General features: G+C 72.3%; 20 protein-coding genes and 1 pseudogene. 8 read left to right on the top strand and 13 right to left on the bottom strand.

What is annotated here, in order from left to right; genetic code table 11:
- Window positions 1–1,218, bottom strand: a 1,218-nt coding sequence (locus AC2TEW_RS36270; protein ID WP_484627517.1) for an alpha/beta hydrolase family protein, incomplete at its 3' end; no start/stop codon positions are given.
- A 100-nt stretch (window positions 1,219–1,318) separates the two neighbouring features.
- On the opposite strand from AC2TEW_RS36270, the gene AC2TEW_RS36265 reads away from it, so the two are divergent.
- Window positions 1,319–1,915 carry a TetR/AcrR family transcriptional regulator gene (locus tag AC2TEW_RS36265; RefSeq protein ID WP_484627516.1) on the top strand — a complete coding sequence of 199 codons (597 nt, stop codon included), beginning with the start codon at window positions 1,319–1,321 and terminating at the stop codon, window positions 1,913–1,915.
- A 183-nt stretch (window positions 1,916–2,098) separates the two neighbouring features.
- Here AC2TEW_RS36265 and AC2TEW_RS36260 read toward each other — a convergent pair whose 3' ends face one another.
- The 5 genes from AC2TEW_RS36260 to AC2TEW_RS36240 form a co-directional block, all read right to left on the bottom strand.
- Window positions 2,099–2,710, bottom strand: a complete 612-nt coding sequence (locus tag AC2TEW_RS36260; protein ID WP_484627515.1) for a signal protein — start codon at window positions 2,708–2,710, stop codon at window positions 2,099–2,101.
- 152 nt (window positions 2,711–2,862) lie between these two features.
- Window positions 2,863–3,006: a hypothetical protein gene (locus AC2TEW_RS36255; RefSeq protein WP_484627514.1), complete on the bottom strand. Its 144-nt coding sequence runs from the start codon at window positions 3,004–3,006 to the stop codon at window positions 2,863–2,865.
- 47 nt (window positions 3,007–3,053) lie between these two features.
- Complete coding sequence (locus tag AC2TEW_RS36250) at window positions 3,054–3,200, bottom strand: hypothetical protein (RefSeq protein ID WP_484627513.1); 147 nt, start codon at window positions 3,198–3,200, stop codon at window positions 3,054–3,056.
- A gap of 224 nt (window positions 3,201–3,424) precedes the next feature.
- Entirely contained in the window at window positions 3,425–4,627 is a 1,203-nt protein-coding gene (locus AC2TEW_RS36245) for a PP2C family protein-serine/threonine phosphatase (protein ID WP_484627512.1), read from the bottom strand.
- Entirely contained in the window at window positions 4,624–6,240 is a 1,617-nt protein-coding gene (locus AC2TEW_RS36240) for a sensor histidine kinase (protein WP_484627511.1), read from the bottom strand. The genes AC2TEW_RS36245 and AC2TEW_RS36240 overlap by 4 nt, the downstream gene beginning before the upstream one ends.
- 111 nt (window positions 6,241–6,351) lie before the next feature.
- On the opposite strand from AC2TEW_RS36240, the gene AC2TEW_RS36235 reads away from it, so the two are divergent.
- From AC2TEW_RS36235 to AC2TEW_RS36220, 4 genes and pseudogenes are all read left to right on the top strand, one after another.
- Complete coding sequence (locus AC2TEW_RS36235; RefSeq protein WP_484627510.1) at window positions 6,352–7,125, top strand: response regulator; 774 nt, start codon at window positions 6,352–6,354, stop codon at window positions 7,123–7,125.
- 286 nt (window positions 7,126–7,411) lie between these two features.
- Window positions 7,412–8,131 (top strand): ATP-binding cassette domain-containing protein, encoded by a 720-nt coding sequence (locus AC2TEW_RS36230; RefSeq protein WP_484627508.1) that lies wholly within the window; start codon window positions 7,412–7,414, stop codon window positions 8,129–8,131.
- On the top strand, window positions 8,128–10,071 hold the full coding sequence (locus AC2TEW_RS36225) for a YhgE/Pip family protein (RefSeq protein WP_484627507.1): 1,944 nt from the start codon (window positions 8,128–8,130) through the stop codon (window positions 10,069–10,071). Before AC2TEW_RS36230 ends, AC2TEW_RS36225 begins: the two co-directional genes overlap by 4 nt.
- A 239-nt stretch (window positions 10,072–10,310) precedes the next feature.
- Window positions 10,311–11,758: pseudogene (locus AC2TEW_RS36220) on the top strand (IS21/IS408/IS1162 family transposase).
- Window positions 11,759–11,764: 6 nt separating this feature from the next.
- On the opposite strand, the gene AC2TEW_RS36215 reads toward AC2TEW_RS36220, so the two are convergent.
- From AC2TEW_RS36215 to AC2TEW_RS36200, 4 genes are all read right to left on the bottom strand, one after another.
- Window positions 11,765–12,034, bottom strand: a complete 270-nt coding sequence (locus AC2TEW_RS36215) for a hypothetical protein (RefSeq protein WP_484627506.1) — start codon at window positions 12,032–12,034, stop codon at window positions 11,765–11,767.
- 188 nt (window positions 12,035–12,222) lie between these two features.
- Window positions 12,223–12,537: a hypothetical protein gene (locus AC2TEW_RS36210; protein WP_484627505.1), complete on the bottom strand. Its 315-nt coding sequence runs from the start codon at window positions 12,535–12,537 to the stop codon at window positions 12,223–12,225.
- Window positions 12,538–12,764: 227 nt separating this feature from the next.
- Window positions 12,765–13,466, bottom strand: a complete 702-nt coding sequence (locus AC2TEW_RS36205; protein ID WP_484627518.1) for a metal-dependent hydrolase — start codon at window positions 13,464–13,466, stop codon at window positions 12,765–12,767.
- 135 nt (window positions 13,467–13,601) lie between these two features.
- Window positions 13,602–14,510 carry an RNA polymerase sigma factor SigF gene (locus tag AC2TEW_RS36200; RefSeq protein WP_484627504.1) on the bottom strand — a complete coding sequence of 303 codons (909 nt, stop codon included), beginning with the start codon at window positions 14,508–14,510 and terminating at the stop codon, window positions 13,602–13,604.
- A 455-nt stretch (window positions 14,511–14,965) separates the two neighbouring features.
- On the opposite strand from AC2TEW_RS36200, the gene AC2TEW_RS36195 reads away from it, so the two are divergent.
- A complete protein-coding gene (locus AC2TEW_RS36195) occupies window positions 14,966–15,358 on the top strand; it encodes an STAS domain-containing protein (protein ID WP_484627503.1) in 393 nt (130 codons plus the stop codon).
- A 74-nt stretch (window positions 15,359–15,432) separates the two neighbouring features.
- Window positions 15,433–15,897 (top strand): ATP-binding protein, encoded by a 465-nt coding sequence (locus tag AC2TEW_RS36190; protein ID WP_484627502.1) that lies wholly within the window; start codon window positions 15,433–15,435, stop codon window positions 15,895–15,897.
- 36 nt (window positions 15,898–15,933) lie between these two features.
- Here AC2TEW_RS36190 and AC2TEW_RS36185 read toward each other — a convergent pair whose 3' ends face one another.
- The 3 genes from AC2TEW_RS36185 to AC2TEW_RS36175 all read right to left on the bottom strand — a co-directional run bounded on the left by AC2TEW_RS36185 (window position 15,934) and on the right by AC2TEW_RS36175 (window position 18,766).
- Complete coding sequence (locus tag AC2TEW_RS36185; protein ID WP_484627501.1) at window positions 15,934–16,899, bottom strand: anti-sigma factor RsbA family regulatory protein; 966 nt, start codon at window positions 16,897–16,899, stop codon at window positions 15,934–15,936.
- Complete coding sequence (locus AC2TEW_RS36180) at window positions 16,899–17,657, bottom strand: MEDS domain-containing protein (protein WP_484627500.1); 759 nt, start codon at window positions 17,655–17,657, stop codon at window positions 16,899–16,901. Before AC2TEW_RS36180 ends, AC2TEW_RS36185 begins: the two co-directional genes overlap by 1 nt.
- An 86-nt stretch (window positions 17,658–17,743) precedes the next feature.
- On the bottom strand, window positions 17,744–18,766 hold the full coding sequence (locus AC2TEW_RS36175) for a YihY/virulence factor BrkB family protein (RefSeq protein ID WP_484627499.1): 1,023 nt from the start codon (window positions 18,764–18,766) through the stop codon (window positions 17,744–17,746).
- 217 nt (window positions 18,767–18,983) lie between these two features.
- Between AC2TEW_RS36175 and AC2TEW_RS36170 the strand changes: the two genes are divergently transcribed.
- The gene (locus AC2TEW_RS36170; protein ID WP_484627498.1) at window positions 18,984–19,349 is read left to right on the top strand and encodes a PRC-barrel domain-containing protein; all 366 of its coding nucleotides are present in this window, start codon (window positions 18,984–18,986) and stop codon (window positions 19,347–19,349) included.
- Window positions 19,350–19,431 lie beyond the last annotated feature (82 nt).

Genomic DNA, 19,431 nt, shown 5'->3' with positions numbered 1-19,431 from the left:
GGTGTTGACGTTGAAGGTGTCGTCGAGCCAGTCGTAGATGCGGGCCTGGGTCAGGCGCATGGCGCCGGGGTGGCAGTGGGCGCCGGCGCCCTCGTCGGCGGTGAACACCATCAGGGTCTTCGGGCAGGTGAGGTGGTCGTAGAGCTGCTCGGGCTGGCCCTTGAAGAACATGTCGTCCTCGGCGTCGCAGACCAGGGTCGGGCACTGGATCTGCTCGGCGATGCCGTCGGCGAGGGTGTAGTCGAGGTAGGAGGCGTTGAAGGCGCGGGGGGTGTCGACGCCCATGACGTACATGCCGTGGTTGATCGCCCAGCGGGCGATCGGGTCCTTGGTCATGATCTGCTCCATGGCGGCGTCGAGTTCGGGGGCGGACTCGGCGCGCAGGAGGCGTTCGGCCTCCTCGCGGGTGCCGGGGATGTTGCGCACGGAGGTCTCGCCGAGGTCGTAGAGGCCGTCGACGGCGATCAGTGCGGCGAGGCGGTGCTCGAAGGCGGCGGCGCGGGGGGCGAGGATGCCGCCCATGCTGATGCCGACCAGGGCGATGCGGCTGTTGTCGACGTCGGGGAGGGTCTCGGCGAAGTCGACGACGGGGGTGATGACGTTCTCCCAGTCGGGGCGGAAGACCATGTCCTGGTGGTGGCGGGGGCCGGGCATGCCGGGGCCGTCGAAGACGAGGACGGTGTAGCCGCGTTCGACGCCGGCCATGGCGCCGAAGAAGTGCATCTCCTCGGCGGTGCCGTCGAAGCCGTTGTGCATGATGAGGGTGGGGCGGGGGGTGCCGGAGTCGTCGACGCGGTAGAGGTAGCCGGGCAGGGTGGTGCCCTGGTAGGGGATGGCGACGGGTTCGATGACCGGGGTGAACAGGGCGGCGGCGGCGCGGAAGCAGGCGACGCTGCGGTCGTAGGCGTGGTCGTGGCGGGGGTCGCAGGGGTGGCCGTGCAGGAAGAACTCGGCGGAGCGGTAGTAGTTGGAGGCGCGCAGGTAGCCGTCGCGGGCGCTGATGCGGTGGCCGGCCTTGAGGGCCTTGTCGGCCTCGGTGCGGACGCGGTCGGCGGTGGCGGTCCACTCGGTGTACCAGCTGTCGTAGTCGCCTTCGGTGATGCGTTCGCCGGTGGCGACGACCTCGCCGAAGTCGGCGCCGCCGTAGGCGATGTGGCTCATGGAGCGGAGGGTCTCGTACCAGAACTGGATGTTGTTGGGGAACAGCAGCTGCTTCATGGGGGGTCTCCCTGGCCGGTTAAGCACTGATCTGTGCTTGTGGCTGGAACTGTAGACCCTCCGGGCGCGAGAAGCAAACATCTGTGCTTACGATGGGTGGGTGACCACGAAACAGCCCACCGAACGCATCCGCAGGAGCCCCGAACAGGTCCGCGCGGCCGTCCACCAGGCCGTCATCGACCTGCTCTCCGACCCGGAGGGAGAAGACCTCACCATCCCCGCGATCGCGCAACGCGCCGGGGTCAACCACACCAGCGTCTACCGGCGTTGGGGCAGCCTCGGCGCCCTGCTCGCCGACGTCGTCACCACCCGCCTCGAGCGCACCTCACCCCTGCTCGACACCGGCAGCCTGCGCGGCGACCTCACCGCCTGGGCCCGGGCCAGCGTCGACAGCATCCGCACAGCAGAAGGGCGCGCCCTGGTGCGCGCCGTCATCCTCTCCATGCCGGACAGCGCCCAGGACCAGGACGAGCGTGCGCAGCACTTCCGGCGCCGGATGCACTCCATCGAGCAGATCCGCGAGCGGGCGACCGCCCGCGGCGAGGACCCCCCGCCCCTGGAGGACCTCCTCGACCAGCTCCTCGCCCCGTTCTACGTCCGCGTCATCTTCGGCATCGATCCCCCGGCCACCGGCTACCCCGAAACCCTCGTCAACCGCCTGCTCGGCAGCGGGGGCACGGGTTCTGCCGCGGACTGACGCGACGCGGGCACGGCCGAAGCCGTCACCGCCGGAACGAAGCACGGTGAGTGCACCTGCCGGCCCCCGTCCGGCTCAGGGAAGGGCGTCGCGCCCGGCTGCGGATCCGGGCGGTCGACGGCGCCCTCGAGAGGGGTCGTCACCGCCTTGCGCGGCCGGGCGGACGTCACAGGGAGCCGTTCTTCAGGCGGCGGCCGGGACCTGAAGCCGGTAGTCCACCGCGACGGCGAAGGACCCCGATGATCCCCTGATGCTCAGTGTGTGGCTGCCAGGTGCCAGCGGTTCCAGCTGTACCCAGAGGCCGCAGGCCTGGGTACGGAAGCGCCCCGCGCCCTGGGTGAGCGGATTGCCGTCCACGGCGCTGATCCGCACGGCTGTCGCCTCGTAGCGTTCGGCCTCCAGAGCCTGGCCGTCGAGGATCGCACTCCCCTCCGCCGAGGCCATGAACGCGGCACAGTCACCGGTCTTGCCGAAGAGGTTCACCAGGGGGAAGGCCACGGGCACCGCTGCGGGCACTGTGCAGGTACGCGTCGCGGTCCCGCCGAATGTGCCGGCCAGGAACCAGATGCCGTCCGTCTGGCCCTGAGCGCACAGGTGGCCGTCCCGATCCGAGACGGGGTTCGCGTCACTGGGGCTCGAAGCCGCCCAGGTCCACCAGCGGCCCTGCAGATCGGCGGCGCTCAGCCTGGCTCGCGCGCTCGGAGCATCCGCCGTGGGCGGGACAGGCGTGGTGGAGCAGGCGCTGACCAGAAGCGACGCGCCGATCAGCGAGGCTATGGATCTTCCGAGATGCATGAGCGAAGAGTACGAGGCCGCGACCCGCATGCCCACAGGAATACGGACGCCCGGGCGGCTCCCTTCCCACGAGGACCTCGGGGACTTGACGCAGCGTCAAAATTCAAGACCGGAGTATCAGGCCGGTTCGGGGACGGGCCCCCCGCTCTCCCTCACCTCGGGACCATCACGTCCCTGTGCTCGGCGGCCCGCCCGTGCGCGACCCGGAACAGGTCGTGGAACACGAAGTCGGTTCCCGCGAAGGCGCCGACCGAGCGGAGGTGGGCGAAGCCGCCCTCGGCGACGACGTTCAGCACCTCGGAGTACGTGAGGGACCGGCCTGCGCCGTTCGGCTTCGGCTGCGCTACCGGCGGGAGGTGCGAGTCGCGGCGATGACGGCCGTGATCGGGATGGCCACCAGAGACAGCGTCACCGCGGACCACAGCGGACCGCCGTTGGCGATCGCCTCGACGAGCGCGGAGACCGGCGCTGATGATGTGCATGTGCGCACGGTAGCGGCACCGGCGGGCGGGCCGAACGGTGGGCGGCGGAAGCCGGTGACCGCCGGGCACCGGGGCGGCCGGGTGGCCCCGCCGCGCAGCCGGTCCCGCGGTCGGCGTCGGTACGAGGGCGGCGCGGCGGCGGACCACCCGCTCGGTCCGACGGCGGCGACCGCCGGGGCCCGGCCGAGGCCGGTACCGGCAGCCCGCCCACCGGCCGTGCGGGCCGAGGTCCTCAACGGCCCGGTCGGGTGCCCCAGTCGAGGCGGAGCACGGCGAGGTCGTCGGTGTGCCGGCCCGCGTTCAGGCTGTGGGTCTCCCTGATGAGCAGGTCGACGTGGGCAGCCGGGTCCGCCGTCGGCAGGCTTCCGATCAGCGCCAGCAGCCCGTCGACGCCGAGGCGTCCGCCCGTGGTCCCGTTGTGGCCTTCGGTCAGGCCGTCGGTGTAGAGCGTGAGGGCTCCGCCGGGCGGGAGCGGCACGACGGTGGTGGGCCAGCTGCGCAGCCCGGGCATGATGCCGAGGGCGATGCCGTGGGCGGCGGTCAGTTCGCGGGTGCCCTGGGGGGTGGTGAGCAGGGGTTCGTGGTGGCCGGCGAGGTGGAGGGTGGCGGTGGAGGTGTTCTGGTCGAGCGTGAGGAGGGTGCAGGTGGCGAACTGCGACTGGCTGACGCGTTCGGCGACCAGGATGCGTTCCATGAGGTTGAGCAGGTCCTCGCCGCGGTGCCCGCCGAGGACGAGGGAGCGCCAGGCGATGCGCAGGCAGACACCGAGGGCGGCGGCGTCCGGGCCGTGTCCGCTGACATCACCGACGACGGCGTGCAGGAGCCCGTCATCGCCTTCGACGACGTCGAGGAAGTCCCCGCCGAGCAGGGCCATCGCGGTGCCCGGCAGGTAGCGGGTGGTGACCGTGACCGCCGAGGTGTCGATGATCGGCGGGGGCAGCAGTCCCCGCTCCAGGCGGGCGTTCTCCTCGGCCCGCAGGCGGGCGGCCTGGGCCTCGATGCTGGCGCGTTCGGTCTCGCTGCGGTAGACGGCGTAGCGGACCGTGCGGTGGAGCAGCTCGGCCTCGACCTTGCCCTTGACGAGGTAGTCCTGGGCGCCGGCGGCCATCGCTTCGGTGCCGGCCTTGGCCTCGGACAGGCCGGTCAGGACGATGACCGCGGTGTGCGGGGCCAGCGCGCGGACGGCGGTGACCGCGGCGGTGCCGGCGGCGTCGGGCAGGTGCAGGTCGAGGAGGATGCAGTCGATCGCGCTGGTGGCCAGCTCGCTGCGGGCCTCGGTGAGGGTGGACCGGGTGGTCAACTCGAAGCGCAGCCCCGTGTCGTGGAGCAGTTCCTCCACGAGGAGGGCGTCGCCCGGGTCGTCCTCGATCAACAGGATGCGGTACAGCGGCCCTTCGACGGCTGGCCCCGCGGCGGCCGGTACGGCTGCGGTCATCGCGGCTGCTCCTGTCCGGCGCGGATCGTCCGAGGCATCTGAGGCACGGTCAACGGCCCGGGCAGCTGCGGCGGTTCGGCGGCGAGGGTGAAGGTGATGCGGGTGCCGTCCCGGTGGTCGGGGTCGACCGCGATCGTGCCGCCGTGGAACTCGACGATCTTCTTGCACATGGCCAGGCCGATGCCGCTGCCGGAGTAGGCGTCCTTGGTGTGCAGCCGCTGGAAGATCAGGAAGACCTTCTCGGCGAACTCCGGTGCGATGCCGATGCCGTTGTCGGTGACCGCGAAGTGCCACAGCGGGCCCTCGCGTTCGGCCGTGACGTGGACGTGGGGCTGCTGTCCCGGGCGGCGGAACTTGACGGCGTTGCCGATCAGGTTCTGCCAGAGCATGCCCATCTGGGTGGGGTCGGCGACCAGGGCGGGCAGCGGGTCGTGGGTGATCCGCGCGCCGGCTTCCTCGATACCGACGCTCAGTGCGGCCAGGGTCTGCTCCAGCACCTTGTCCAGGTCGACCTCCTGGTGGGCGTGGTGGAGCCGCCCGACGCGGGAGAAGTCGAGGAGGTCGTTGATGAGGGTCTGCATCCGGTTCGCGCCGTCGACCGCGAACTCGATGTACTGGTCGGCCTTGGCGTCGAGTTGGCCGCCGTAGCGACGCTGGAGCAGCTGGGTGAAGCTGGAGACCTTGCGCAGCGGTTCCTGCAGGTCGTGCGAGGCGACGTAGGCAAACTGCTCCAGCTCGGTGTTGGAGCGCTGGAGGTCGGCGGCCTGGGCGTCCAGGCGCAGGCGGGCCTGCTCGGTGAAGGCCAGTTCCCTCACCAGGCGGCGGCGCATGAGGTCGATCTCGGCGCTGAGGCGTCGCAGGTCGGCCGGACCGGTCGAGGTGATGGGGTGGTCGAAGTCGCCGCCGGTGATGGTGCGGGCGTCCGCGCCGAGCCGCTCCAGCGGCCGGTTGATGCCGCGGCGCAGCCCTTCGAACACGAGAGCGGCGAGGACGACGAGGAGGATCGCGATGGAGCCGAACACCCAGTTGCGCAGGCTGAGGGTGGCCATCAGGTCGTCCCTCGCCCGGGTGCGGTCCGCGCGCAGCCGGTCCTGTTGGCTGCTCAGCTCGGCCCGTACGGTGTCGAATGCCTGCTTGCCCTGGTCGGCGAGGGCGGCCGCCGCCGCGGAGGGGGCGCCGGGCGGGGAGGCGGCGACCGGCCTGGCGATCTGCTCCTGCCAGGCCGAGATGGCCTGCTGGACGTCGGCCAGGTCGTCCAGTGCGGGGGCGTCGTCCTTCAGCAGGTCCGCGAGGTGCGCCGCCTGGGCCTCCTGGTCGGCGAGTCCCTGCTGGTACGGGGCGATGAAGTCCGGTGATCCGGTGAGGCCGTAGCCGCGGATTCCGGTCTCCTGGTTGAGCATGGCCGCTTCCAGGCGGAACGCGGTGGACAGCGCCGGGGACTTCACGTCGACGAGTTCGGTGCTGATGGTCTGGGTCCGCTGGAGGACCCAGGCGCCCGTCACCCCGAGCACAGCCAGGACCGCCAGGGAGACCGCCGCCCCGACGCGCAGCCACCGCCGGGTCGTCCAGGTGGAGAGCCGTCGCTTCCGCGGCGGCCTCTGTTCGCCTGTCATCTCTCAACCCTCCGCTGTGACCGCCGCCTTCGAAGCGGTGCAGCGCACACTGTAGAGGGCGGCCGACAATGAATGTTGTCGCGGGGTCTTCCATGGGCCTAGGGTGCCGGTATGCCTGGCAAGAACTTCGTGTTGCGCACGACCCAGCGTCAGACCGCCGCGGTCGCGGACGCGGCGGTCGACAGGCTGGCACGGCGTCTCGTCCTCGAACTGCTGGAGGAGTCACCGCCGCAGTCCGGGGGCGGTACGGCACGGGCGCTGTCCATGCTGCACGTGCTGGACCATCTGCAGCGGGCGACCGAGCGGCTCCAGCGGGAGGCGGCGGTTGCGGCGGCCCGTGCGGGCGCCGGTTACCCGCAGATCGGTTCGGCCTGCGGGATGACCCGTCAGGGTGCCCGGCGTCGCTGGCCGGGAATCTTCCACCATTCCAACGAGGCACCCACGGAGCATCCGATGATGACCAGCCCCGCCCGTCCCTTCGACGTCCTGCTCGTCGAGGACGACGTGGCCGACGCCATGCTCATCGAGGAGGCCCTGTCCGAGCGGGGGGCCCGCAACCTGGTCCAGGTCACCGACGGTCTCGCCGCCCTGGAGCACCTGCGGGCGCCGGGCAGCGTGCGCCCGGACCTGATCGTCCTCGATCTGAACATGCCGCGGATGAACGGCCGTGACCTGCTGAAGGTCCTGAAGACGGACGAGGACCTGCGGACCATCCCGGTGGTCGTCCTCACCACCTCCTCCGCTCCCGACGACGTCACCGGCGCCTACAGCAGCCACGCCAACGCGTATGTGACCAAGCCCGTCAACCTGGAGGAGTTCGAGCGGGCCGTCCAGACCATCGACGCCTTCTACCTCGACACCGCCACCCGCCCGCCGCGCACCTGACCCTGAACGGGCAGGCTGCCCGATGAGGTGCCCGGTCCGGTCCGGGCCCGGGCCCGGCTCGCTTCGGCCCTGCCCACCGCCCGGGCGGCCGATCGGCCGGCCCGGCACGGGCACCTCGTCGATCCGGCCCGGCCCGGGCACCTCATCGATCCGGTCCGGAACCGCCAGAGGTGTGACGCGACTTACAGGCATCAGGCGGCCGATCCGGGATACCGGACGCTAGGTGAGGATTCCCGGTGTTGAGGTGGTCGCGCGCGGAGTGACCGTGCGCGGACCGCGAGGAGCGGTGTTCGAGAGCCTGGACCTGCGGGTCGGGGCGGGTGGCCTGCTGGTGGTGCACGGCCCGGGCGGGTCGGGGCGTACGTCCCTGCTGCTCGCGCTGGCCGCCCGGATGCGGCTGGACTCAGGGACGGTACGGGTCGGCGGCCACCTGCTGCCCGGCGCCGAACGACCGGTCCGCGACCTGGTGGCGGTCGCCCGCGCGGAGCCCGCCGTCGGTCTCGACGGCGGGCTCCGGGTCAGCGAACTGATCACCGAACGGCGCCTCCTGACACCGAAGACGGCGTCGCATCGGATCGGTGACGCCTGCGAGGTGGTCGACCTGCGGGTACCCGGCCGCGCGCTCGTCCGGGACCTGTCCCCCGCCGACGGGCTCCTGCTGGCGGTCGCCCTGGCACTGGCCGCGGAACCGGCGGCCATCGTCGTGGACGACGTCGACCGCGGCTGTCCGGCCGCCGACCGCACCCGTCTGTGGCAGGCGCTGCGCCGGGTGTGCGCCACCGGGTGCACGGTGCTGGCCGGCGCCCACGATTCGCCCGATGGGCCCGGCCCGACGCCTGTCCTGGTGGGCCTGCCCCGGCTGAGCCGAAACCGCCTACCCGCCGCCGTTCCTGAAACCGGCCCTCGAACCGGCCCTGAAACCGGCCCTCGAACCGGCTCTGGAAGCGGCCAGGAAGGCCGCACACCGCAGCGGCCGGCGCCGCACGTCACCGAGGAGCGCGCATGACCGCGATCAGGCTGGCCCTGCTGGAACTGCGGAGCTTCCGCGGGCCGCTCCGGCGGTGGGTGCCGCTGCTGCTCTGCCTGATCCCGCTGCTCTACGGGGCGATGTACCTATGGGCGAACTGGGATCCGTACGGCAAGACCGACCGCATCCCCGTCGCGGTGGTCGACCAGGACCGGCCCGCCGACACCCGGCAGGGCCTGCGCGTCGACGCCGGTTCCCAACTGGTCCAACAGCTCAAGGCATCACGGGACTTCGACTGGAAGTTCGTGGACGCGGCCGAGGCCCGCGCCGGTCTCGAGCACGGCCGCTACTACTTCACGGTGCACATCCCGGCCGACTTCAGCGCCAGGCTCGCCACCGGCCCGGACCAGCAGCCGTTGCAGGCGGCGATCCACATCGAACTCAACGACGCCAACAACTACATCGCGGGCGTCATGACCGAGGTCGTCCAGTCGAAGCTCCAGGACCAGGTCAACTCCGCCGCCCACGAGGCCTATGTCCGGGGCATCTACGGGCAGTTGGGGGACGTCCGGGCCGAGCTGGGAACGGCGGCGGACGGGGCACAGGCCCTGGTGAACGCCACCACCATCGCCCAGCAGGGCAGTTCGGCCGCAGCCGACGCCACCACCACCCTCCACGCCGGATCGGCCCAACTCGCCGACGGCGCGGAGAAGATCAGCCAGGCAGCCGCCCAGGCCGACCAGGCCGCCGGCGCACTCGACAAGGCGGCCGCCCAGCAACTCCCCTCCGCAGCCGAGGCGCTGGTGAACGCGGCGGGCCTCACGGCCCAGGCCCTCGACACGGTCCACGACGGGACCGGCCAGGTCCAACGGGGCACCGCGGCAGCGGTGGCCGACCTCGGCCGCCTCGCCGACGCCCACCCCGAACTCCGCAACGACCCGGTCTTCCAGCTCGCCCTACGGGACGCCACCACCGTGGACGCCACGGCCGGGCAGATCGAGGGCCGCGCCGCGACCGCAGCCGGCACCGCACACCAGGCCCTCCAGCAGGCCACCGGCCTCCGGACCTCGGCCGCCGCGCTGCAACAGCAGGTCCGCGACGCCCGGACCCCGCTCGCCCTGATCGACTCCGGCGCGCAGAGCGTGGCCACCGGGGCGGACACCGTGACCGCGGGCCTCGCCACCCTGCAGCAGGGGTCCGGCACGCTCAGGACCGCCGCCGACCAGGCGCACGACAGCGCGACGAAGCTCGCCGACCTGATCGGCACCGGGAAGGCGCAGATCCCGGAGCTCAGCAACGACCAACTCGCCGAAGCATCACAGGTCCTGGGCACCCCGGTGCGCATCGACCGCTCGAACCTGCACCCCGCCGGCGTGTACGGACGCGGGCTCGCCCCGTTCTTCTTCGGCATCGCCCTGTGGGTGTTCGGGCTCTTCGCCTACCTCCTGCTGAAGCCGGTCAACCGGCGGGCGCTGGCCGGGCACACCCGCTCCCCCACCATCGCCGTCGCGGGCTGGCTCCCCGGCGCGGCGCTCGGCGTCATCGGCGCCTTGGTCCTGTATGGCGTCGTCGACCTGACCCTGGGCCTCCACCCCGTACGACCGCTGCAGACGGTCGCGCTGCTCGCGGTCGGCGCCGGGGTCTTCGTCGCCGTCGACCACTGCCTGCGGACCGCGTTCGGCACCGTCGGGGACGTGGTGTCCCTGGTCCTGCTGATCCTCCAACTCACCGCATCGGGCGGCCTCTACCCGATGCAGACCACCCCCGCGTTCTTCCAGGCCGTCCACCCGCTCCTGCCCATGACCTACCTGGTGGACGGCCTGCGCGTGACGATCTCCGGAGGCCTCACCTCCCACCTGCTGCGGGACATCGCCACCCTGGCAGGCTTCGGACTCGCCTTCCTGACGATCACGACCCTCACCGTCCGGCGTCGGCGCAGCTGGACCGTGGCCCGGATGCATCCCGACCTCGAACTGTGAGGTCCGCCCAGGCCAGGCAGCGGTCCCGCCGCTGCTCGGCCCGGGGCCGCCGGGGTGGCCGGGACCGGAAGTGCAAAGGAACGGGGGGGTCGGGAAAGGGCCGCGGATCTGACAGCGGACACGGCAGACTCCCCGCCGGCGGTCAATTGTCCTCCCCGCTGGTGGACATGAAATCTCCCCGGTGACGGACAGCGGAGCTCCCCGCAGACCCACCAAGCCCATCACGCACAGTGGGCATGGTGAGGAGCGATGAGGAGGTCATGGAGATTCTTGAGGCGTACGACCTCACCGGGAGTTACCGGAAGGCGGCCGAGCTGGCCGGCTGCGACCACCACACCGTGCACCGGTACGTGCAGCTGCGCGCGCAGGGGGTCGACCCGACCGAGCGGGCGGTGCGGTCGAAGCTGATCGACGACTTCCTGCCGAAGGTCGAGGAGCTGGTCGAGCGGTCCCCGCGGCAGGGTCGGCGCCGACGCTGTTCACAAGAAGATCGCCGCGATGGGCTTCACCGGCACCGACCGCACCACCCGTCGGGCCTTCGCCGCGACGAAGGTGTCCTACCGGGCCGGGAACCGCCGGGTCTTTCGGCCGTGGATACCCGAGCCGGCGATGTGGCTGCAGTGGGACTGGGGCGAAGGACCGCGCGTCGAGGGCAGACGCACCAGCCTGTGGTGCGCGTGGCTGGCCTGGCGAGGTTTCAGGTGGTCATCCCGGTGCTGGACAAGACCCTGCCGACGGTCGCGGCCTGCCTGGACGCGACGTTCCGGACGCTGGGCGGGGTCCTGACCTACTGCCTGACCGACAACGAGAAGACCGTCACGGTCGAGCACGTGGCCCGGATCGCGGTCCGCAACCCCGAGCTGGCGCCGATCGCCCGCTACTACGGAACGGCGGTCAGGTCGTGCATGCCGGCCGACCCGGCCTCGAAGGGCGGGACGGAGGCGACGGTGAGGATCGCCAAGCGGGGCCTGGTCCCCACCGCGTCAACCTCCGGACCGACTACGGCAACTTCGCCGGACTGCAGCAGGCCTGCGCGGACTTCATGAGCGAGGTGAACGGCCGGATCCACCGCGAGACCCGCAGGATCCCGGCCGAGCTGCTGGCCGAGGAACGGCTGCGGCTGCACCCGGTGCCCGAGCAGCCGTTCACGGCGTTCGGCGAGACCCGCAGGGTCGGCAAGGACTCCACGATCTCGGTCGAGTCGGTCCGCTACTCGGTCCCGCACGAGTTCGTCGACGAGCGGGTCTGGGACCGCTTCCACGGCGACGAGCTGATCGTCGCGATGGCCCCGGGCAGTGCGGTCGAGGTCGCCCGCCACCTTCGCTCCGCGCCGGGCAGTCCTCGGATCGCCGACGAGCACTACCCCGACGCCCCGCGGGGAGAGCGCACGCCGAAGCCGACGAACCCGGCCGAGGCCCAGTTCCTGGCGATCGGCCCGGGGGCGGCGGCCTGGCTGGTCGAGGCGGCAGCGACCGGTGTCCGCCGGATCAGGGCGAAGATGGCCGACGCGGTCGCGCTCGCCAAGCTCGACGGGAGGGCCGACGTCGACCGCGCACTCGGGACCGCGGCGACGGTAGGCCGGTTCGGCCACCAGGGCGAGCACGCCCGCGCAGAGCCGATCCGCCGCAGCGAGGACCACAGCCTCCAGCCGGGCACCTCCGCCTGGTCGGGCTTCGGCTCGGCCTGAGCCTTCCTACTCTTCGACCAGGCCGCTGGCGACGGGGAAGTTCTCCAGGAACTCCCGTCGGCCCGGGTCCTGCTCGGCCTCGGCCAGGTCGGCGAGCACGGTCAGGAACCGCTCGCGCTGGTCCTGCGGCAACTGCCCGAGCACCCAGCTCACGCTCTCCATCATCTTCACCGCGGAGTCGGGGTCGACCTCGTCGTCCTCGCAGCTGTCGAGGAACCGGACGACGTCGACGACGAGTCCGGCGAGGACGGGCACCAGCGGGTCCGTGTCAGTCATCCGGGCAACCTATCCGACCCCCACAACAGCAACATCATCACCTCGGCCGACGGGCACTCGACGTCGGCCCCGACCTGGAAAGTCGAGCCGCCGGCCGACGGGGACCTACCCACGCCTGGCGGCGACCCGGTGCACGCCCGGCCCCCGCGGCGGGGCGGGGGCCGGGGGTGTCGCGCTCCGGGCCGGCGTCAGCCGACATCGATTCCCGTGACGACCGGGTCGCCGGCCACGACCTCGCCGTCGCGGTATCCCGCCCGGCCGAAGGCTTGCGAAGCGACGGCCAGTGCGGCGGCGCCGGCCTCGGTCCGGTCAGCGGCCTCGACCTCGAGGCGCAGCACAAAGGTGCGCTCGCGATCGTCGACGGTCAGCACGTCGAGATCCGGCACCTCGGCTCCGACCCGCTCCGGGTCGGTACCCCTGACTGCGGCCAGCACCGCCCGCTTCGCCTCGCTGTCGATCGGACGACGGAGAGTCCCGGGAATGGTGATCACATAGCTACCCATGCACTGCGTATGACCCGCCGGCCCGGACGGAAACCCCCGAAGCCCCCGATCGGATGATGGCGAGCGGCCGGTCGCTCCACTCGTCCGCTGCATCACGTGCCCGGATACGGGCGGCGCCCCGGAGCCACCGGCCGGACGGACCGGCCCTCGCCCCGCCGGCGTACGGGCCCGGTGCGCCGTATCTCCTCGGTGCCGCGGAGGCTGCGAGGCCGGGCCGGGCACGGCGCTCAGCCGGTGAGAACGGCGGGCGCGAAGGCCGCCAGCCAGACCAGCACGAGTGTCCCGGCCGTCATCACCGGTACGAGGAAGCGGGTTTCGAAGCGGTTGCCCGTCCGTTTGATCAGCACGATCTCGAACCGCCGCCCGTACGGCCACAGCAGCGGCACACCCTGCCGGGTGAGGCAGTCGCCCAGGACGTGGGCGAGCGTCCCGATCACCATCGCGTAGGGCAGCCAGGTACCCGCACCGGGGAGCCAGGTGTCGACCGAGGCCGTCCCGATCGCGGCCAGCCCGACGGTGGTGGCCCGCGAGTCCGTACAGCGCCCGGAGGCGTGCGAGCGGAGGGCGTGGACGGCGAAGAGGAGCAGAGCGAAGGTCAGGCCGTCGGTGAAAGCACGCTCCCAGCGCTCCACCCCCGCCCGGCTCCCTGCTCCTGCCAGCGCCACGAACACCAGGGAGTGGGTGGCGTGCCGGTGCCCTCCCGCGAGCCGGGCGACCAGTCGGCACAGGACCCGCGAGACCGGTCCGAAGAGGTGCGCCAGTGTGCCGTCGTGGTGGTCGAGATCCGGGAGGAGCGCCGCGCCCGCACTGAGGAGGGCGCCCACGAGCACCTCTCCGGGCTGCAGCGGGCGGCCGATCACCAGCGGTGGCAGGAAGGGTGCTGCGGCCGCGAACACCAGCGCTCCGCTCACGGCATGCGAGTGGCCCATCATCGACGTCTCCCCCTGCTCCCGACCGCCGGGGATGGCGGCGGCTCCTGCCTGCTCCCGTGGAGCGGGTGTCCACGCTGCATCCCGTCCCGCCGGCCCGCCCCGTGGGCCCCCACCGGCCCGGGCGGGCACCTGTCACTCGTCGGCGAGCAGCGCGGTGCGCAGGGTGGTGAGGATGCGCTTGAGCATGCGGGAGACGTGCATCTGGGAGTAGCCGAGCAGCTGGCCGATCTCGGCCTGGGTGAGCTCCGAGCCGAAGCGCAGCGACAGGACCTCGCGGTCGCGCTCCGGCAGTGCGGCGATGAGGGGCTTGAGGGCCTCGCGGCTCAGCACCAGGTCGAAGTCCTGCTCCTCGAAGGCGATCCGGTCGCCGAGGGTCGAGCCGTCCTCGGTGTCCGAGCTCGCGCCGATGTCCAGCGAGCCGGCGGTCTGTGCCCGGCTGGCGATGATGCCCTCGCGGACCTCCTCCTCGCTCAGGCCGAGGTGTTCGGCGAGTTCGGCGGTGGTGGGGGCGCGGTCGTGCAGCTGCTGCAGTGCGTCGGTGGCCCTGGCGAGCGCGATCCGCCGCTCCTGCAGCCGGCGGGGCACGTGCACCATCCAGCCGGTGTCGCGGAAGAACCGCTTGATCTCGCCGGCGATGGTGGGGATCGCGAAGGTGGTGAACTCCACGCCCTGCGCCGGGTCGAACCGGTCGATCGCCTTGATCAGGCCGACCGTGCCGACCTGGATGATGTCCTCCATCGGCTCGCTGCGGGTGCGGTAGCGGCCGGCCACGAACTTCACCAGCGCCATGTTCAGCTCGACCAGCGTCCCGCGGACGTAGGAGAACTCCCGGGTGCCCTCCTCCAGCTCGCCGAGGCGCCGGAACAGTGTCCGGGACAGCACCCGGGCGTCCGCGGGCGACACCGCCGACGGATCCTCGATCCGCGGCAGCCCGACCGACTCCGACGGCATCGTGCCCGGAAGTGTCGGAGCGGCGATCGGGGCGGCGATCGGAGCGGCGACCGGGGCGGCGATCGACGTGGTGGGGCTCAGGACGGCCATGGCTCTCCCTCTTCCGGCCTTGCGGGTCATGCGTGCGCGCCGTGATGCGCGCTGCGACCCCGGCCGTGTACCCCGCTTTCTTCGGAGGAACCAACAGACCCGCGACTTCTTTCGTCTCCTCCGGGTCCTCCCGACGCGCCTCTGTCGACGTGACACCGTCCGGACGTTTGGGCCGGGCAGACGCAGGCATGCGTCAGACATCGGATGACCTCACAGAACCGAACGGACAGTCAGTCACCATGACCGCAAAACGAGTCGTGCGCCTGCACCGAGACGGACTCCGCAGCGGCCGTCGCCGGCAGCCGCACCTGCTCCACGGCCCGCCGTCAGGAACACCCGCGGCGGGCGGCAGAGCTCTCCGGCGCTCCGCCGTCGCTGCCCGGCCCGGGCACATTTCCGTTTCGGGCGGCCCCCGCCTATCGTCGGCGGTGGTTCAGGGCTGCACGGAGGAAGAGATGTCTGACGAAGAAGTCGCGGCGGAGCGGCGCGGAGCCACCGTCCCGGCCGGCCGGTTGACCGCCCGCCAGGAGCGCCGCGGCGCCACGGCCCTGGTCGCCCTGGCAGGCGAGCTCGACCTGGAGACGCTGGCCCCGGCCGACCTGGCACTGGGACAGGCGCTCGCGACCGGGCTCGCGCGCGTGGTGGTGGACCTGGGGGAGATCAGCTTCTGCGACTCCTCCGGCCTCAACCTGCTGCTGCGCACCAGGCTCGCCGCCCAGGAGGCCGACGTGGAACTGCGGCTGGCCGCCACGCCGGACGGCCAGTTCGTCCGGCTGCTGCAACTGACCGGGGCGCAGGCCGTGTTCTCCCTGCACACCTCGCTCGCGGATGCCCTTGCCGACGCCTGAGCGCCGGGCCGTGGGGCACGGGACCCATCCTCCTCGCACCGACCGATCCTGGACGACCACTCCGGAGTGAACAGATGACCAGCGGTCAGAGAGGCACCGAGACCATCGAGTGGCTGCGACCGGACCTGCCCGCCGCGGGACAGCGGCGAACCGTCCGGCTGGCCGGGCTGCCCCGGCAGGTGGCGTCCGGGCGCGAGTTCGCCCGCACGGCGCTCAGCGACTGGGCCTGGCCCGGCGACGAGGCACTGGAGGACCTGCTCCTGGTCGTCTCCGAGCTGGTCGCCAACGCCCGGCTGCACGCCGGCGGCGCGCTGCAGCTCGGCCTGCACCTGACGCCCGACCGCCTGCGGATCGAGGTGACGGACGCCGCGCGGACCGCCCTGGTGGCCGGTCCCCCGCACCACCCCGGGCTCCCCGGCGGCCACGGCCTGCACATCGTCCAGCAACTGGCGGACGACTGGGGCGTCGCGGTGCACGACGCCGGCAAGACGGTCTGGGCGGACGTCCGCGTCCCCGGGGCACGGCCCTCCGCGCTCTGAGCAGCGCGGCTGCCTGCGGCGGCCTTCCGAACGCCGTCAGCCGCCGGCCGTCATGGTGAGGCGGATGACGGTTCCGCTGTCCGGGCTGCTGCGGATCTGGACCAGGTCGCACATCTGCTGGACCAGCCACAGGCCCCGGCCGCCGATCTGGTCCATGGTGGGCCGGACCCGGCCGGCCAGCGGGTCGTCGATGTACCCGGTGTCCCGGAACTCGCAGATCACCCGGGCGTCGGCCGCCCAGGTGCGCAGCGTGCCACCGCCCGCGTGCTTGATGCTGTTGGCCGCGATCTCGGTGGCGGCGAGCAGCAGGTCCCGCAGCCGGTCGCCGGTCAGGCCGTGCCGTCCGGCGCAGGCGGTGATGCGTTCACGGACCGCGACGAGCTCCCCTGCCGAGAAGACCAGTTCCTCGTTCGGGTCGCAGGGGTCGGTCAGGGGCTCGAAGGCGTACGGGCCCTCGATGAAGGCCGTACCGGGCTCGGGACCGTCCTGGCCGAGGACGAGCGGGTGGCAGCGCTCCAGTGCGTCGAGGGTGCCCTCCGCGACGACGGCGGTGTCGAACGGGCAGAGCAGCCACCACACCGGTGACTCGGCGAACGCCCGGTTCAGCAGCCACTCGTGGTAGCGCAGCTCGGCGGTCTCGGCCTCGGTGCGGCCGGGCCAGCGGTTCTCGCTGATGGCGCGGACCGGTCGGCCCGCCTGCGCGACCTTCCCGATCCAGGCCTGCCACAGGGGGATCAGCCGGCCCGGGTTGCCGCCGAGTTCGCCGGTGTCCAGGAAGGACACCTGGTCCGTGGTGCCGGCACCGGCCAGCGCCTCGCGCAGCAGTTGCTCCCGCGGGCCGGAGACGGCGACCACGACCGACTCGCCCTGGTCCAGGGCGTGCTCGACGAACGAGAGGGTCCCGGACAGGAAGCGGTTCTCGTCGGCGTAGGGGAACAGGATGTGGCGTACGCCGGTCTCCGGGGACCGGGCCGGACGGGGAGCGGAGTCGAGGTGGTTCACTACGTCAGCTCCACGGGGATTTCGGGATGATCGAACCCGAGCAGCGACCAGCTGCGGCGCAGGGTCTCGTTGGCGTGCTGCAGTTCGATCCGGCGGTCCCGGCGGCCGCGGGCGACCTGTGCCAGGGCGGTCAGCCCGGTGCTGTCCATGAACTCCAGCCCCGCGCAGTCCAGGTGCAGCACCGGCACCCGCGCCAGCAGCTCGCCGAGTGCGGTACGGAACGAGGCCGCACCCTCGGTGTCGACGACACCGCTGACGCTCCAGCGGTCGCGGGCGGAACTGAACAGCCGGAACGACGGTGCGACCGGTCCCTCGCCCAGGTGGTGCGGGTGTACGCCGACGGCCTGGTCGACGGTCTCGGGCGGCAGCACCGCGCGGGCGTAGCGGCACACGAGGATCGTGCCGTGGTCGGCGACGAGGGCGTCCAGTCTGAGTTCGTGCCGCGCCACGATCTCGGGGCGGGTGTCGTCGGCGGGCAGGCCGCTCAGGTCCGCGAGCACCCGCAGGGTACGGAACCCCTCCCGGTCGGCGCGTTCGGTGCCGCGGCTGACCTCGTTGAAGAGCGACTCCCACGATGCGGGGCCGCGGTGCTTCCCGTCCGTCTCCCCGAGCACCAGCACCATGTCGCCGAACAGCTCACCGTCGGCCACGAAGGCACGCGTCGGCCCGGTCGTGTCCTCGCCCGGACCGACCATCCAGCAGACGTGGTCGCCGACGTCGACCGGATCGAGTGTCGCTACACGGCGTGCTGTCCTCACTCCAACCCCTTCGCCCGCCCCTTGTCGGTCACTCTAATCGGTGGCACCGGCCGGTGCGGACCGGCGCCCGGCCGCTCGGCTCGGCGTCACTGCGGCCGGCGGCCGTGCCGGGACCCCTTTCCGTCCGCTGCGGACCCGGACCCGCTCGGGGCCTGCTCCTCGCCGAACGCGACGTCGACGTGCTGCTCCGGGCGGCGTTCCTCCTGCCGGGCGATGGCCGCGAGCACCTCCTCGTCGGGGCCGGTGAGCGGCGGCTGGAGGAGGCTGCGCGGCCAGAGCTTCCGGGCCAGCACCACGTTCGTCTCGGCCGCGTAAACGGTGACCTGGGCCGCCAGGTACAGCCAGGACAGCAGCCCGATCACCGTGGCGAAGAACCCGTAGACCTGGCCGGCGTGGCGCAGTTCGTGGGTGACCAGGATGGAGCCGAACGCCTGCAGGACCGTGAACAGCGGGCCCGCCACGGCGCAGCCGGGCCACAGGGCCCGGGTGGGCACCTCCTTCGGGGTGAGGACCCGGAAGCAGGCCAGGCACAGCGCGGCGTTCACGGTCGCGGACACCAGCAGGGCCCCGATCCGGGCCGGCGGTCCGGCCGGGGCGGTGCCGACCAGTGCGGCGGCCGCCGTGGCCAGGAGCAGCCCGGCGGCGAGGACGGCGAACAGGAGCAGGCTGCGGGCCAGCCGCGGCCAGTATCCGGGCCGCTCGACGCCGGGGATGTTCCAGATCTCGGCCATGGCGTGCTGGAGGACCTGGGCGATGCCGAGTGCGCCGTAGAGCAGCCCGAGCGCGCCGATCGTCAGCGCCAGCCTGCTGCCCTGAAGGGAGTGGACGTTCTGCCGCAGCTGGTCGCCGATGATCGGGAAGTCGGCGAGCGCGGAATCCAGTACCGCCCGCTGGGCCTGCGGCCGGCCGTGCAGGACGAATCCCAGCGCGGTGCTGAGCAGGAGCAGCAGAGGCACCAGGGCGACGAAGCCGTAGTACGTGATCAGGGCGGCGAGCAGGCCACCGCGGTCGTCGCCGTACTTCTTGGCCACCGCGACGGGCAGGGCGGCCCGGCGGTGGCGCTGCTGGAAGCGGTCCACGGCGCGAAGGGCCTGTTCGACCTGGTTCATGCTGGCGCTCCCGTCCCCCGAGCGGTGTTCCGTGCCACCGCGTCTGCCCGGACCGCGGGCGGGAAAACCGGTGGGCCTTCCAGGCGCTCTCCGGCCCCTTGTTGCCGCACGTATCCGGGTCCGGGAGGTGTGGCGCGCGGGGTCCGGGGCAGGCGGGGGCGGACGACGCGTCCCGCCGGGAGCGGCCCGGTGGACGCCACGACACGAGGGAGACGCGATGAGCGGCATCGAGATCTGGGACTTCCGCAGCACCTCCGGCCACGTCTCCGGCAACGACCTGGTCGGCTTCCATGTGGAGGCGACGGACGGCCCGATCGGCAAGGTCGACAGGCTGTCCGAGGAGGTCGGCGCGCAGTACCTGGTGGTGGACACCGGCCCGTGGATCTTCGGCAAGCACGTCCTGCTCCCCGCCGGCACCGTGGTGCGGGTCGAACAGGAGGAGCAGAAGGTCTACGTCGACCGCACCAAGGACGAGGTCAAGGGGGGCCCCGAGTTCGACTGGGACCAGCACCGGACGGACACCGGTTACCAGGAGCGGTACACGGGCTACTACGGCCCGTTCTACGGCGGCCCCGTCATCTGACCCGGCCTCGCGGGACCCGGCCGCGGGGGGGGGAAAAAAAAGAGGAGAGGCAACAACAGAAGCAGCCAGGTGTCACCGGAAA

This window comes from Kitasatospora sp. NEAU-CNBT7 (genome assembly GCF_057220535.1).
The sequence above is the reverse complement of the archived record's forward strand: the minus strand, read 5'-3'. Positions and strand labels throughout refer to the sequence as shown.

What these genes read in the sequence shown, in the direction of transcription:
- AC2TEW_RS36260 (WP_484627515.1), bottom strand. Translation starts at nt 2,710, where the DNA reads ATGCATCTCGGAAGATCCATAGCCTCGCTGATCGGCGCGTCGCTTCTG.
- AC2TEW_RS36245 (WP_484627512.1), bottom strand. Translation starts at nt 4,627, where the DNA reads ATGACCGCAGCCGTACCGGCCGCCGCGGGGCCAGCCGTCGAAGGGCCG.
- AC2TEW_RS36240 (WP_484627511.1), bottom strand. Translation starts at nt 6,240, where the DNA reads ATGACAGGCGAACAGAGGCCGCCGCGGAAGCGACGGCTCTCCACCTGG.
- AC2TEW_RS36235 (WP_484627510.1), top strand. Translation starts at nt 6,352, where the DNA reads ATGCCTGGCAAGAACTTCGTGTTGCGCACGACCCAGCGTCAGACCGCC.
- AC2TEW_RS36225 (WP_484627507.1), top strand. Translation starts at nt 8,128, where the DNA reads ATGACCGCGATCAGGCTGGCCCTGCTGGAACTGCGGAGCTTCCGCGGG.
- AC2TEW_RS36215 (WP_484627506.1), bottom strand. Translation starts at nt 12,034, where the DNA reads ATGACTGACACGGACCCGCTGGTGCCCGTCCTCGCCGGACTCGTCGTC.
- AC2TEW_RS36210 (WP_484627505.1), bottom strand. Translation starts at nt 12,537, where the DNA reads ATGGGTAGCTATGTGATCACCATTCCCGGGACTCTCCGTCGTCCGATC.
- AC2TEW_RS36205 (WP_484627518.1), bottom strand. Translation starts at nt 13,466, where the DNA reads ATGGGCCACTCGCATGCCGTGAGCGGAGCGCTGGTGTTCGCGGCCGCA.
- AC2TEW_RS36200 (WP_484627504.1), bottom strand. Translation starts at nt 14,510, where the DNA reads ATGGCCGTCCTGAGCCCCACCACGTCGATCGCCGCCCCGGTCGCCGCT.
- AC2TEW_RS36195 (WP_484627503.1), top strand. Translation starts at nt 14,966, where the DNA reads ATGTCTGACGAAGAAGTCGCGGCGGAGCGGCGCGGAGCCACCGTCCCG.
- AC2TEW_RS36190 (WP_484627502.1), top strand. Translation starts at nt 15,433, where the DNA reads ATGACCAGCGGTCAGAGAGGCACCGAGACCATCGAGTGGCTGCGACCG.
- AC2TEW_RS36175 (WP_484627499.1), bottom strand. Translation starts at nt 18,766, where the DNA reads ATGAACCAGGTCGAACAGGCCCTTCGCGCCGTGGACCGCTTCCAGCAG.
- AC2TEW_RS36170 (WP_484627498.1), top strand. Translation starts at nt 18,984, where the DNA reads ATGAGCGGCATCGAGATCTGGGACTTCCGCAGCACCTCCGGCCACGTC.